The sequence below is a fragment of the Leucobacter tenebrionis genome (genome assembly GCF_019884725.1).
Lineage (GTDB): Bacteria > Actinomycetota > Actinomycetes > Actinomycetales > Microbacteriaceae > Leucobacter > Leucobacter tenebrionis.
In genome coordinates this window covers 40,340-54,266 of record NZ_CP082322.1, presented here as the reverse complement: position 1 = coordinate 54,266, position 13,927 = coordinate 40,340, and the positions used below count along the sequence as shown (strand labels likewise).

Here is a 13,927-nt window from a genome sequence, read left to right as displayed (position 1 = left end):
CAAGGCCCTGCCGCGGGCACGGCCGACCTCGTTACCGTGAGGTCATGTCTGATTACAGCGAGTACCGATATCTGATCATCGGCGGCGGTATGGTCTCGGACAGCGCCGCCCGCGGCATTCGCGAGCTCGATCCCGAGGGGACGATCGGCATCGTCGCGGAGGAGGAGACCCCGCCCGTCGCCCGCCCCGCCCTCTCGAAGAAGCTGTGGACCGACGCGTCGTTCGCGTTCGACGACGCATGGCTCGACACCGAAGCGGATACGGGGGCGACCAGGCACGCCGGAGAGCGGGCGGTCGACATCGATCGCTCCGAGCGCACCGTTCGCACCGAGCACGGCCTCACGATCCGCTATGAGCAGCTGCTGCTCGCGACCGGGGGCACACCCAACAGGCTCGAGCTCCCCGAAGACGAGCGGATCGTCTACTTTCGCTCGGTCGAGGACTACCGACGCCTGCGCGAGCTCTCCGGCGATCAGCGGCGGGTGGCCGTGATCGGCGGCAGCTTCATCGGCACCGAGCTGGCGGCCGCCCTCGCGCAGAACGATACCGAGGTCACCCTGGTCTTCCCCGACGAGGTGCTCGGCGGCGCGAAGTTCCCTGCCGACCTGGCGGAGCGCTTTCAGGGGCTGTACGAGCGGGCTGGCGTGACCCTGGTGCCGAGCGCCAGGGTCGAGGCCGCGGAGGTCGACTCACCCGGCCCGATCCGCCTCTTCCTCTCCACCGGAGCGGTCGTGGAGTGCGATGCCGCCGTCGTCGGCGTCGGAGTGACCCCGAACATCGAACTGGCGGAACGAGCCGGACTCGACACCGGCGACGGGGTGCTCGTCGACGATCGGCTGCGCACGAGCGATCCTCGGATCTTCGCCGCGGGCGATATCGCCTCCTACCCCGACGCCATTCTGGGGCGCCGCCGCATCGAGCACGTCGACAACGCCGTCGAGATGGGGCACCAGGCCGGCCGCAATCTCGCCGGCGCAGACGAACCCTACGATCACACCCCGTACTTCTACTCGGTGGTCTTCGGCAACCGCTACGAGGCGGTGGGCTCGCTCGACTCCTCCCTCGAAACCGTCGAGCGCTGGGACGGCGACCGCGGAGTCGTGTACTACCTCGACGGCGACCGCGTCGCGGGAGTGCTCCTCTGGAACGTGCAGGGGAGCCGCGATGCCGCGCGCGAGGCCATCGAGCACGCCGACGGAACGGATCCCGAGGCCCTTCGACGGCGCATCCCGACGGAGGACGGCGAGACCGGAGGCTGACCCGGGCCTCGATCCTCGGTCCCGGCATCAGCACTCGACGGAACACCGCAGCGGAAGGAGCAACATGGATCTCGGCATCGCGGGGCGCACCGCCCTCGTCACCGGCGGAGACTCGGGCATCGGATGGAGCACGGCCGCCGAGCTCCTGAGAGAGGGAGCGACGGTCGTGCTCAGCGATCGCGACCCCGAGAAACTCGACGAGGCCGCGTCGAAGCTCGACGCCCCCGCAGGCCGGCTGCACGCCTTTGCGGCGGACCTCACCGATCCGGAGGCCATCGCAGAGCTCCACCGCAGTGCCGCCGCCTCCGCAGGCCCCATCGACACGCTCGTGCACTGCGCGGGCATCACCGGCGCCCAGGGCAAGTTCCACGAGATCGGCGACGACGGCTGGATCTCCACCCTCGACATCGACCTGCTCGCCCCCGTGCGCGTCGCGAGGGCCTTCCTCGACGAACTGCGGGCCAGCGGGCGGGGACGCATCGTCTTCATCGCGTCGGAGGACGCCGTGCAACCCTACGACGACGAGCTCCCGTACTGCGCGGCGAAGGCCGGAGTGCTCGCGCTCGCGAAAGGGCTCTCCCGCAGCTACGCCCGAGAAGGCCTGCTCGTGAATACGGTCTCGCCCGCGTTCATCCGCACCCCGATGACGGATGCGATGATGGATCGTCGGGCCGAGCAACTCGGCTCGACACGCGAGGAGGCCATCCGGTCCTTCCTCGACGAAGAGCGCCCCTTCCTCGAGCTGAAGCGGAGAGGCACTCCGGAGGAGGTGGCCGCCGTGATCGCATTCCTGTGCTCCGACCGGGCCTCTTTCGTAACCGGTTCGAACTATCGAGTGGACGGAGGATCCGTCGCCACGCTCTGAGCAGCGTCTCCGACGGAACAGCGATATGAATGCACGGAGAATACTCATCGACCTCGCCGGACGCCCGAGAGACGCCGCGGAGGCCCTGCGGATCGCGCTCACACCGGGCCTGCTGAACGACCACCCCCACCACGACAACTCGATCGCCTGGCTGCTGTGGCACGCGGCGAGAGAGATCGATGAGCAGCTCGCCGCTCTCGCCGGGACGGAACCGCTGTGGACCGCACAGGGCTTCGACCGGCGCTTCGACCTCGGCATCGACGCCCACGAGATGGGGTACGGCCACACTCCGGAACAAGCGAGAGCGATCGAAGTCGAGGATCCGGATCTGCTGCTCGCACACCTCTCGGCCGTCGTCGACGCGCAGATCGCGTATATCGAAACCCTCGATGCGGACGCGCTCGACGAGATCGTCGACGACCAGTGGGATCCACCGGTGACCAGGGCCTCGCGACTCGTGAGCATCTCGGTCGACGCCGCCGAGCACGTCGCGCAGGCCGCCTACATCACGGGTATGAGGGCAGAAGCCTTCGAGTGAGGACGGGATCGGTCCTCAGACGGTCTCAGGCGCCGGTCGACCGGCGCATACCGTGCTCCATCCCCCACTTCACGGCCTGCGCCCGCCGCTCCACCCCCATCTTGCGGTAGGCCGAGCGAATGTACGACTTCAGCGAGTTCGGGCTGAGGAAGAGCGACGCGGCGATCTCCGTATTCGTGTGCCCCTGCACGATCAGGGCGACCACCTCAGCCTCGCGAACGCTGAGGCCCTCCTGCTTGCCGGGCCACGAGGTCTGCGGTTCGGCGAGCCGCGGCACCGCGTCTGCGGGCCTGCGCTCGGCCTCACGCCGACCCGCGATCCGCTCGAGGCCACTGACGAGCTCAGCCGCGGGAAGCGACTTGTCCAGGTAGGCGAAGCCCTGGGCGGCCCACGGCGCCTCCTCCGCGAGATCGGTGCCGGCCCAGGCGTAGATCACGAGGGTTCCCACGTGCGGATCGGCCGCCAGCTCCTCGAGTTCGCCCTGCCGAGGGCGAGACCGCCCGAAGGTGTCGTAGAGGGTGATATCGACGCGTCGGTCCGAGACGCCGCGGACGTCCTCCTCCACCACTTTCACCCGGCTCTCGAAGGGTCGCAGCATCGCCGCCAGACCGGCGACGACCACCTCGTAATCATTCAGCAGACGCAGCCGCAGTGGTTCCTTGCTCACACGATGAGTATAGGGGGCCGCTGACCCGCCGGGCGCCTCCTCGCGATCCGAATAATCCGCGTGATTCCGCGGAATTCTAGCGGTGTCGCGATGTTCAAACCACACCCCCAGGGGTGAGGCCGCTGCCGCTACAGTTTGGGGCGGGAAGCATGCGGCTTTCCGCTCCATCACTGGTCGGCAGGCCGAGGATCGGGCGACGCGCAGCGTCGCGGGAGCAGCCTCAGGCTTCGACACGAAGGGGACCGTGGGAACACTCATCTATGGCCGGACACAGGAATACGAGTTCGACGATCGCACGCTCGAGCACCTGCGTGTCGTGATCACGTCGAGAGTGAGGAAGAACGAGTCGTTCTTCCTCACCTGGACCGCTCAGCGCCATCGACAGACGGTTACGACGTCGCTCTGGATATCCCCCGCCGTTCCTCTCGTCTTCAGCTTCTCCAGCGACACGAGAGTGCCGATCTCCCGGGAGTGGCTGCAGCAGCTCACCAGGTCTTCCTACTCGTCTCAGGGCCTGGTGATACTGCCGGAACCCGCTTCCGAGGGCTGCCCGCGCTGAGGCGCCGCGTCTTCGCCCGCCTGCGGGCAGCGTCAGATTCTTCCGTCACCGCTTCCGCTTCCGCTTATAACGCAAAAGCCCCGAGGGCCGAGCCGTCTCCAGCCGAGCCTTCGGGGCTTTTATGTAGCGGATACGAGGAAAGCCCTGATGCGCGCGCCGGCGGTGGCGGGGGCATCAGGGCTTTCCTGAATGGGTGTCCGGCGGTGTCCTACTCTCCCACGAGGTCCCCCTCGCAGTACCATTGGCGCTGTCAGTCTTAGCTTCCGGGTTCGGAATGTGTCCGGGCGTTTCCCTGACGCTATGGCCGCCGTAACTCTGTCAACATGTCGACACACCCCGAGTGTGTGGGGGTGTGGGCCGTCTGTTGGGAACCACAAAGTGGACGCGAATCATCGTTACATTTGCATGCTCACCCCCCTGGGGGGTGGGGTGTTTTCAAGTTGTTGGTGTATTAGTACCAGTCAGCTCCATGAGTTGCCTCACTTCCACATCTGGCCTATCAACCCAGTCATCTCCTGGGCACCTTCAGAACCGAAGTTCTCGGAGATCTCATCTTAAGGCCGGCTTCCCGCTTAGATGCTTTCAGCGGTTATCCATCCCGAACGTAGCCAACCAGCCATGCCCTTGGCAGAACAACTGGCACACCAGAGGTCCGTCCAACCCGGTCCTCTCGTACTAGGGTCAGATCCTTTCAAATCTCCAACGCGCGCAGAGGATAGGGACCGAACTGTCTCACGACGTTCTAAACCCAGCTCGCGTACCGCTTTAATGGGCGAACAGCCCAACCCTTGGGACCAACTCCAGCCCCAGGATGCGACGAGCCGACATCGAGGTGCCAAACCATGCCGTCGATATGGACTCTTGGGCAAGATCAGCCTGTTATCCCCGAGGTACCTTTTATCCGTTGAGCGACAGCGCTTCCACAAGCCACTGCCGGATCACTAGTCCCGACTTTCGTCCCTGCTCGACCTGTCAGTCTCACAGTCAAGCTCCCTTGTGCACTTACACTCGCCACCTGATTGCCAACCAGGTTGAGGGAACCTTTGGGCGCCTCCGTTACTTTTTGGGAGGCAACCGCCCCAGTTAAACTACCCACCAGGCACTGTCCCAGAACCCGATCAGGGTCCGTAGTTAGATATCCAATATGACCAGAGTGGTATTTCAACAACGACTCCACGATAACTAGCGTCACCGCTTCATAGTCTCCCACCTATCCTACACAAGCCACACCGAACACCAATACCAAGCTGTAGTAAAGGTCACGGGGTCTTTCCGTCCTTCTGCGCGTAACGAGCATCTTTACTCGTACTGCAATTTCGCCGAGTTCACGGTGGAGACAGCTGGGAAGTCGTTACGCCATTCGTGCAGGTCGGAACTTACCCGACAAGGAATTTCGCTACCTTAGGATGGTTATAGTTACCACCGCGTTTACTGGGGCTTAAATTCAAAGCTTCGACCCCGAAAGGTCTAACCTCTCCTCTTAACCTTCCAGCACCGGGCAGGCGTCAGTCCGTATACATCCACTTGCGTGTTGGCACGGACCTGTGTTTTTAGTAAACAGTCGCTTCCCACTGGTCTCTGCGGCCACCACACCCTTTCGGAGCAAGTCCTAATAAGCGGGTGGCCCCCCTTCTCCCGAAGTTACGGGGGCATTTTGCCGAGTTCCTTCACCATGATTTTCTCGATCTCCTGAGTATTCTCTACCTGACCACCTGAGTCGGTTTGGGGTACGGGCAACAGCAAACCTCACGTCGATGCTTTTCTCGGCAGCATAGGATCACCAGCTTCCCCATACGGGTCCGCATCACATCTCACCCACAGAACCCATCTCTTAAACAGGTTCGGGCTACATGTTTACACCGGGACAACCATCGCCCGGCACTGGCTACCTTCCTGCGTCACACCTCACGCTCACCACCCCAGCATCGGGTTCACAGCCGCCACCAGCACATCACCCGAAGGATCCATGCCGGTCTTGGTTTGTTTAGCACTACTGGTTAGGTCTTTGACGGTTTACCGCCGGTACGGGAATATCAACCCGTTGTCCATCGACTACGCCTGTCGGCCTCGCCTTAGGTCCCGACTTACCCAGGGCAGATTAGCTTGACCCTGGAACCCTTGGTCTTCCGGAGGACGGGTTTCTCACCCGTCTTTCGCTACTCATGCCTGCATTCTCACTCGTGTAGGCTCCACGACTGGATCACTCCGCCGCTTCACTGCCCACACGACGCTCTCCTACCCAACCGGACAACTGAACCACGAAGGCTTGTCTCAGTCCGATTGCCGCAACTTCGGTGGTGTGCTTGAGCCCCGTTACATTGTCGGCGCGGAATCACTTGACCAGTGAGCTATTACGCACTCTTTCAAGGGTGGCTGCTTCTAAGCCAACCTCCTGGTTGTCACAGCAACTCCACATCCTTTTCCACTTAGCACACGCTTAGGGACCTTAGTTGGCGATCTGGGTTGTTTCCCTCTCGACTATGAAGCTTATCCCCCACAGTCTCACTGCTGCGCTCTCACTTACCGGCATTCGGAGTTTAGCTGACGTCAGTAACCTTGTAGGGCCCATCGGCCATCCAGTAGCTCTACCTCCGGCAAGAAACACGCAACGCTGCACCTAAATGCATTTCGGAGAGAACCAGCTATCACGAAGTTTGATTGGCCTTTCACCCCTATCCACAGCTCATCCCCTCAGTTTTCAACCTAAGTGGGTTCGGCCCTCCACGCGCTCTTACACACGCTTCAGCCTGGCCATGGATAGATCACTTCGCTTCGGGTCTAGGACACGCGACTGAACCGCCCTATTCAGACTCGCTTTCGCTACGGCTTCCCCACACGGGTTAACCTCGCCACGTATCGCTAACTCGCAGGCTCATTCTTCAAAAGGCACGCCATCACAGAAACAAAGCCTGCTCTGACGGTTTGTAAGCAAACGGTTTCAGGTACTCTTTCACTCCCCTCCCGGGGTACTTTTCACCTTTCCCTCACGGTACTAGTCCGCTATCGGTCATCTGGGAGTATTTAGGCTTATCAGGTGGTCCTGACAGATTCACACGGGATTTCTCGGGCCCCGTGCTACTTGGGATACACACCACGCGGCGTACGCATTTCGGGTACGGGACTCTCACCCACTCCGGTCGCTCGTTCCAAAGCGTTCCCCTATACGTCCGCACTCACGTTTGAGACTCAGCAGCGTCTCACGGCATGTCCCGCAACCCCGGTGATGCAACCCCTGCCAGGTATCACACACCACCGGTTTAGCCTGATCCGGGTTCGCTCGCCACTACTACCGGAATCACTATTGTTTTCTCTTCCTGTGGGTACTGAGATGTTTCACTTCCCCACGTTCCCTCACCCCGCCCTATATATTCAGGCGGGAGTCACCAGGTACGCACGCGCCCTGGCGGGGTTTCCCCATTCGGAAATCCTCGAATCACAGCCCGTTTATCGGCTCCCCGAGGCTTATCGCAGATTACTACGTCCTTCTTCGGCTCCAGATGCCAAGGCATCCACCGTTTGCTCTTGATCACTTGAAATCACATAAGCATTAAATTCGAACACACACCCCACCACCCCGCAAAAGAGCGGCTTGGTCGGGTGCGCGACCAATGAAATTAAAGTAAATACACCACCATCAACCCCGCACTCACCGGCACCCCTTTCTCACCCGAAAGCAAAAAAGACGCACCCGCGAACCGCGGAAAAATTTGACGCTGGCGTAGATGCTCGCGTCCACTGTGTAGTTCTCAACGTACGGCCGATCCCACCATCACCGGCAACACGTCCGATGACCGCGGGTCAGAAAACCAAGTCCACCCACACCCCACAAAGAAGGTGTGTGCCGGCTGGGCTTCCAGGACCCAATAGCATGCACTCAAAGACACCCCGAACCACTCACCCATCCTTTCCAACACCACGCCCCGCAAAGGGCACAGTGCGTACTCGCACAGACGAACAGTCACGGCATGCCGTGTTGTTTTATGTTCCACCCTTGAGCAGCATGCGTCACGCGTTTGGTGACGTTCATGCTTTCTCTGCACACCCCGGAGGGTGTGAGTGCTCCTTAGAAAGGAGGTGATCCAGCCGCACCTTCCGGTACGGCTACCTTGTTACGACTTAGTCCTAATCACCAGTCCCACCTTCGACAGCTCCCTCCCACAAGGGGTTAGGCCACCGGCTTCGGGTGTTACCGACTTTCATGACTTGACGGGCGGTGTGTACAAGGCCCGGGAACGTATTCACCGCAGCGTTGCTGATCTGCGATTACTAGCGACTCCGACTTCATGGGGTCGAGTTGCAGACCCCAATCCGAACTGAGACCGGCTTTTTGGGATTCGCTCCGCCTTACGACATCGCAGCCCTTTGTACCGGCCATTGTAGCATGCGTGAAGCCCAAGACATAAGGGGCATGATGATTTGACGTCATCCCACCTTCCTCCGTGTTGACCACGGCAGTATCCCATGAGTTCCCACCATCACGTGCTGGCAACATAGGACGAGGGTTGCGCTCGTTGCCGGACTTAACCGAACATCTCACGACACGAGCTGACGACAACCATGCACCACCTGTACACCAGTGTCCAAAGAGTTGACCATTTCTGGCCCGTTCTGGTGTATGTCAAGCCTTGGTAAGGTTCTTCGCGTTGCATCGAATTAATCCGCATGCTCCGCCGCTTGTGCGGGCCCCCGTCAATTCCTTTGAGTTTTAGCCTTGCGGCCGTACTCCCCAGGCGGGGAACTTAATGCGTTAGCTACGACACAGAACCCGTGGAACAGGCCCTACATCTAGTTCCCAACGTTTACGGCATGGACTACCAGGGTATCTAATCCTGTTCGCTCCCCATGCTTTCGCTCCTCAGCGTCAGTTACGGCCCAGAGATCTGCCTTCGCCATCGGTGTTCCTCCTGATATCTGCGCATTCCACCGCTACACCAGGAATTCCAATCTCCCCTACCGCACTCTAGCCTGCCCGTACCCACCGCAGACCCGAAGTTGAGCCTCGGGCTTTCACGGCAGACGCGACAAGCCGCCTACGAGCTCTTTACGCCCAATAATTCCGGACAACGCTTGCACCCTACGTATTACCGCGGCTGCTGGCACGTAGTTAGCCGGTGCTTTTTCTCCAGGTACCGTCACCCAAAGGCTTCTTCCCTGACAAAAGAGGTTTACAACCCGAAGGCCGTCATCCCTCACGCGGCGTTGCTGCATCAGGCTTGCGCCCATTGTGCAATATTCCCCACTGCTGCCTCCCGTAGGAGTCTGGGCCGTGTCTCAGTCCCAGTGTGGCCGGTCACCCTCTCAGGCCGGCTACCCGTCGTCGCCATGGTGAGCCATTACCCCACCATCCAGCTGATAGGCCGCGAGTCCATCCCCAACCGATAAATCTTTCCCGCACCAGGCCATGCGACCAGTGCGCGTATCCAGTATTAGACACCGTTTCCAGCGCTTATCCCAGAGTCAGGGGCAGGTTACTCACGTGTTACTCACCCGTTCGCCACTCATCCACCCCCTGCAAGCAGGGAGCTTCAGCGTTCGACTTGCATGTGTTAAGCACGCCGCCAGCGTTCGTCCTGAGCCAGGATCAAACTCTCCGTAAAAAAACAAATGCGAACACGACAACGGAATAAGCCGCCGCGCTCACGAGTCTGACCTGACAAAAAAGACCAAACATCAACTGACATTCAATCCATTGTCCAAAAAACATCACCAACACCAACCACAACCGTGATCAATGCCGGCAACAAAATAATTGGCATAAAACAATCAAGTGCACACTATTGAGTTCTCAAAGACCAGACACCACCCGTACCAACCCAACGGCCTTCCGAACAGCAACCTGTCCACGCAGACACCATGATCGGCATCCGCCGCGCAACATAATAAACCGGACCACCCTAGCGGCCCGGCTCCGTCGCGCTGACAAGGGAATACATTACGCTCAGCCCACCTCCACCGCAACACGGCCACGCATCCCGGGCGTGTCGCGGCACGGGAGCAGCATTCTGCGCCGAGACCGGGCCCCGTCGCGCGCCACTCCTCCGTCGCGGCGCGACCCCGAGACGCCCGGAACTCCAATCACTCACCGACGGAAGCGGCACCCCGCATTCTCGTCAAGCTGCACGGCGAAGGAATCGCAGGATCCACCAACCTGCTTCACTCACGCGGGAATCATCGAACCCCAGCTGCCGCACGAGGAGCGGCGCATCCTCACGGAGTCGGTGCAGCGGTAGCCCAGGGCAGCGGCACGGGCCGGCGCGGCAGACCGCGCTCCGTCGACTCTGCCTCCGGCCGTCGAGACCGCCCCCGCCGCTGACGGCCAAAGGACGTCTCGGCGGACACAGACGGTTTCACAGTGCGAAGGCCGGCCACTACAGCGGAGGGCGGGGCAGCAGCGGAATCCGCAGGCGTCGCAGCGCTTCAACGGTTACGGATAACCTCGTCGGGCCGACAACCCCCGACAACCCGGTCTTCTCCGCACAACGCAAATGGCCCCCGGCTCGGAAGTCTCTTTCCGAAGCCAGGGGCCATTTCATTCACGTGCGCGGAGGGGGACTTGAACCCCCACGCCCTAATACGGGCACTAGCACCTCAAGCTAGCGCGTCTGCCATTCCGCCACCCGCGCGAACGTTTCGGACCTTCATCGGCCGAACAGAGAATAACTTAGCACGGATATCGTCACCGCACGAATTGCGATCGATTCGCCGGGCGCGTCGCCCCTCGCCCCGCCCCGGGGCATGCGCTGCTGCGTGCGCGCCACCGCATTTACACCGCCGCGTTTGCGCCACCTCATGCCGCGCGGGAGATCACGGCGACGATCGCATCGGTGGCGCGTACCAGATCGTGCGGCGCGAGCTCGATGTCGAGGCCTCTCCGCCCACCCGATACGAGCACCGCGTCGTGCTCCAGAGCCGATTCGTCGAGCACCGTGCGCAGACGAGTGCGCTGGCCCAGTGGGCTGATACCGCCGACGACGTATCCCGTTCTCCGCTCCGCGACAGCGGGATCCGCCATGCTCGCGCGCCTGCCGCCGAGCGCCGACGCGAGCGCCTTGAGATCGAGCCGTCCCGAGACGGGCACGATCCCCACAGCGAGCACGCCATCCACCTCCGCGAGCAGCGTCTTGAACACGAGCGACGCCTCGACGCCCAGTGCCGCTGCGGCCTCTCCCCCGAAGTCCGTCACCGACGGATCGTGCGCATAGCTTCGGATCTCGAACGAGATCCCCGCTTTCGTCAGCGCGACCGTCGCCGGCGTCGAGCCCGCAACCGATCCCGAGCCCCTCTTCTTTCCCACGCGACCGATTCTAGGGAACCCCTCTGCTACGGGCGGAGTCGACGACGCAGCAACTCGATGCGCTTCTGCAGCTGCGTCACCGACGCCTGCGCCACCGGCGGGCCGCCGCACACGCGCCGCAGTTCGGTGTGGATGTCCTTGTGGGGCTCCCCCGACACCTTGGCGTACATGCCGACGAGGCTGCTCAGGAGTTTGCGCTGCTCGCCGAGCGTGCGGTGCAGCGCCTCGGGAGCCTCCGCTCGTTCGGGTGCGTGCTCGAGGATCCCCTGCCGTGCCGCGGATCGCCTCGCCTGCCGCGCCTGCCGCTGCTGCAGCAGCGCCTTCACCTCCTGCGGTTCGAGCAGACCGGGGAACCCGAGGAAGTCGAGCTCTTCCTCGGTCTCGACCTCCGCGTAACCGCCGAACTCCGCCCCGTCGAACACGGCGCGGTCGAAGTGGGCGTCGGATCCGAGCGCCTGATACTTGAACCCCTCCTCCTCGAGCAGTTCAGACGACGCCTGATCCCCGCGTTCCGCCTCCGCCATGAGTGCGGCCTCGGCATCCCACATCTCCTCGGCGCTCTTCGGCCCCTCGAGCACGTGGTTGCGCTCCTTCTCGAGCTCCGAGGCGAGCTGCATGAGCGCCGGAACGTTCGGGATGAACACGGAGGCCACCTCGCCGCGGCGCCGGGAGCGCACGAAACGGCCGATGGCCTGCGCGAAGAACAGCGGGGTCGAGGAACTCGTCGCGTAGACGCCGACCGCGAGACGGGGCACATCGACGCCCTCCGACACCATGCGCACCGCGACCATCCACCGCGAATCCCCCTCGGAGAAGGCGTCGATCCGCTCGGAGGCACCGTCGTCGTCGGAGAGGATCAGTGCGACCTCCTCTCCGGTGATCTCGCGCAGCTGACGGGCGTAGGACTTCGCGGCCGCGTGGTCGGTGGCGATGACGAGTCCGCCCGCGTCCGGGATCTGCTGCCGCACCTCGGTCAGGCGCCGGTCGGCGGCGCGCAGCACCTTCGCGATCCAGTCCCCGGCCGGGTCGAGAGCGGTGCGCCAGGCCTGCGAGGTCACGTCCTTCGTGTTGCCCTCGCCGAGCGCGGCCTCCATCTCCTCGCCGGCCGAGGTCTGCCATCGCATCTTGCCGGCGTAGACCATGAAGATGACGGGGCGCACGATGCCGTCGGCGAGCGCGCGGCCGTAGCCGTAGTCGTAGTCGGTGAGCGAGAGCCGGGATCCGTCGCCCTGCGGGGCGTACTGCACGAACGGGATCGGGGCATCGTCGGAGCGGAACGGCGTGCCCGTGAGCGAGAGCCTGCGCTTCGCATTGCCGTACGCCTCGCGGATCGCATCGCCCCAGCTGAGCGCGTCGCCGCCGTGATGCACCTCGTCGAGGATCACGAGCGTGTCGGCGTTCTCCGTGAGCAGACGGTGCTGCACCGGTTTCATCGCGACCTGCGCGTAGGTCACCGCCACACCGTGGAAGTGGCGGCCGTAGCCGAGGCCGTCGCTGTTCGAGTAGTGGGGGTTGAGGCGGATGCCCGCGCGCGCGGCGGCGTCCGCCCACTGGGTCTTGAGGTGCTCCGTGGGGGCGACGACGATGATCTGGCTGACCGTGTGGTTGGCGCGCAGGATCGACGCGAGCCGCAGGGCGAACGTCGTCTTTCCCGCGCCGGGGGTCGCCGAGGCCAGGAAGTCCCGGGGGTTCTGTTCGAGGTACTGCTTGATGGCCTCCTCCTGCCAGGCGCGCAGGCGGGGTGCGGTGCCGTGGGCGGCGCGCTCGGGATAAGCCGGAGGCAGGTGTTCGGCGGCGCTCGTTCCCGGGAGGTGGAGGGCTGGATCCGAATCTGTCACAGCGATCTAGACTAGACCGTGTAGGTCGCGGGCGTTCTCAGACGGGCGCCGCTCGAAGAACAGGGGCTGGCAGTGACAGAGGATCAGGCGGGAATCGAGCTTCCCTGGTCGCGTTTCGTGGCCATCGGCGATTCGTTCACCGAGGGGGTCGGAGATCCGGACGCCGACAGCCCCGGTGGGCTGCGGGGCTGGGCCGACCGCTTCGCGGAGGTGCTCAGCGGGTACGACGAGGAGTTCGCGTACGCCAATCTCGCCGTGCGCGGCAAGCTCATCCAGCAGATCGCCGACGAGCAGGTGGAGGCGGCCCTGGATCTGCGGCCCGACCTCATCAGCGTGTGCGCCGGCGGCAACGACGTGATCCGCCCGGGGACCGATCCCGACGAGGTCGCGGCGAAGCTCGACCGCGTGATCGAGCGGCTGAGCACGGGCGGAGCGACGATCCTCGTCTTCACCGGCGTCGACACGGCGTTCCAACCCGTGTTCCGCACGATCCGCGGCAAGGTCGCGATCTTCAATGAGAACGTGCGCAAGGTCGCGAAGCGCCACGACTGCGTAGTCGTGGATCAGTGGGCCCTCGAGGAGCTGCAGGACAGCCGCTACTGGGCCGGCGATCGCCTGCACCTCAACGCGCTCGGTCACCACACCATCGCGCGCGCCGCACTCGATGCGCTGAACGTGCCGCACGAGCTGACCCCGCTCGACCCGCCGCCCCTGCCGCTGCGCGACTGGCGCCAGGCCCGCAAGGAGGACGTGGTGTGGGCGAAGGAGCACCTCGTGCCCTGGGTGATCCGCCGCATCAAGCACGTCTCATCGGGCGACGGGATCGAGGCCAAGCGCCCCCTGCCTGAGCCCGCGCGCCGCGGCCGCTACGGTTCAGCCGAGGCCTGAATTCCCGAGACGGATCACG

Annotated in this window: 8 protein-coding genes, 1 tRNA gene and 3 rRNA genes; 5 read left to right on the top strand and 7 right to left on the bottom strand. The window is 63.2% G+C overall.

Translation table 11 applies throughout. From position 1 onward, the window contains the following. Positions 1–44: 44 nt before the first annotated feature. From KVY00_RS00265 to KVY00_RS00255, 3 genes are all read left to right on the top strand, one after another. Entirely contained in the window at positions 45–1,259 is a 1,215-nt protein-coding gene (locus KVY00_RS00265) for an NAD(P)/FAD-dependent oxidoreductase (RefSeq protein ID WP_223043787.1), read from the top strand. A gap of 64 nt (positions 1,260–1,323) precedes the next feature. Continuing rightward, complete coding sequence (locus tag KVY00_RS00260; RefSeq protein WP_223043786.1) at positions 1,324–2,124, top strand: SDR family NAD(P)-dependent oxidoreductase; 801 nt, start codon at positions 1,324–1,326, stop codon at positions 2,122–2,124. A 25-nt stretch (positions 2,125–2,149) separates the two neighbouring features. Then, positions 2,150–2,662 (top strand): mycothiol transferase, encoded by a 513-nt coding sequence (locus KVY00_RS00255; protein ID WP_223043785.1) that lies wholly within the window; start codon positions 2,150–2,152, stop codon positions 2,660–2,662. A 25-nt stretch (positions 2,663–2,687) separates the two neighbouring features. On the opposite strand, the gene KVY00_RS00250 is transcribed toward KVY00_RS00255, so the two are convergent. Continuing rightward, positions 2,688–3,329 (bottom strand): helix-turn-helix transcriptional regulator, encoded by a 642-nt coding sequence (locus KVY00_RS00250; protein ID WP_223043784.1) that lies wholly within the window; start codon positions 3,327–3,329, stop codon positions 2,688–2,690. Positions 3,330–3,573: 244 nt separating this feature from the next. On the opposite strand from KVY00_RS00250, the gene KVY00_RS00245 reads away from it, so the two are divergent. After that, the gene (locus KVY00_RS00245; RefSeq protein ID WP_223043783.1) at positions 3,574–3,888 is read left to right on the top strand and encodes a DUF7882 family protein; all 315 of its coding nucleotides are present in this window, start codon (positions 3,574–3,576) and stop codon (positions 3,886–3,888) included. 195 nt (positions 3,889–4,083) lie between these two features. Here the strand turns inward: KVY00_RS00245 and rrf are convergent. The 6 genes from rrf to KVY00_RS00215 all read right to left on the bottom strand — a co-directional run bounded on the left by rrf (position 4,084) and on the right by KVY00_RS00215 (position 13,020). Beyond that, positions 4,084–4,200, bottom strand: a 5S ribosomal RNA gene (gene rrf / locus KVY00_RS00240). 119 nt (positions 4,201–4,319) lie between these two features. Next, positions 4,320–7,424, bottom strand: a 23S ribosomal RNA gene (locus KVY00_RS00235). A gap of 531 nt (positions 7,425–7,955) precedes the next feature. Continuing rightward, a 16S ribosomal RNA gene (locus KVY00_RS00230) occupies positions 7,956–9,485 on the bottom strand. Together the 16S, 23S and 5S rRNA genes form the textbook arrangement of a ribosomal RNA operon. A 941-nt stretch (positions 9,486–10,426) precedes the next feature. After that, positions 10,427–10,511 (bottom strand) — tRNA-Leu (locus KVY00_RS00225). Between the two features lie 164 nt (positions 10,512–10,675). Then, complete coding sequence (gene ybaK / locus KVY00_RS00220; RefSeq protein ID WP_223043782.1) at positions 10,676–11,182, bottom strand: Cys-tRNA(Pro) deacylase; 507 nt, start codon at positions 11,180–11,182, stop codon at positions 10,676–10,678. 26 nt (positions 11,183–11,208) lie between these two features. Then, positions 11,209–13,020, bottom strand: a complete 1,812-nt coding sequence (locus KVY00_RS00215) for a DEAD/DEAH box helicase (RefSeq protein WP_223043781.1) — start codon at positions 13,018–13,020, stop codon at positions 11,209–11,211. Between the two features lie 72 nt (positions 13,021–13,092). Here KVY00_RS00215 and KVY00_RS00210 point away from each other — a divergent pair, with 72 nt between their 5' ends. Next, positions 13,093–13,908: an SGNH/GDSL hydrolase family protein gene (locus tag KVY00_RS00210; protein ID WP_255572689.1), complete on the top strand. Its 816-nt coding sequence runs from the start codon at positions 13,093–13,095 to the stop codon at positions 13,906–13,908. Positions 13,909–13,927 lie beyond the last annotated feature (19 nt).

Bases quoted from the DNA above. Each gene is read 5' to 3' on its own strand.
- KVY00_RS00255 (WP_223043785.1), top strand. From the start codon at position 2,150: ATGAATGCACGGAGAATACTCATCGACCTCGCCGGACGCCCGAGAGAC.
- KVY00_RS00260 (WP_223043786.1), top strand. From the start codon at position 1,324: ATGGATCTCGGCATCGCGGGGCGCACCGCCCTCGTCACCGGCGGAGAC.
- KVY00_RS00265 (WP_223043787.1), top strand. From the start codon at position 45: ATGTCTGATTACAGCGAGTACCGATATCTGATCATCGGCGGCGGTATG.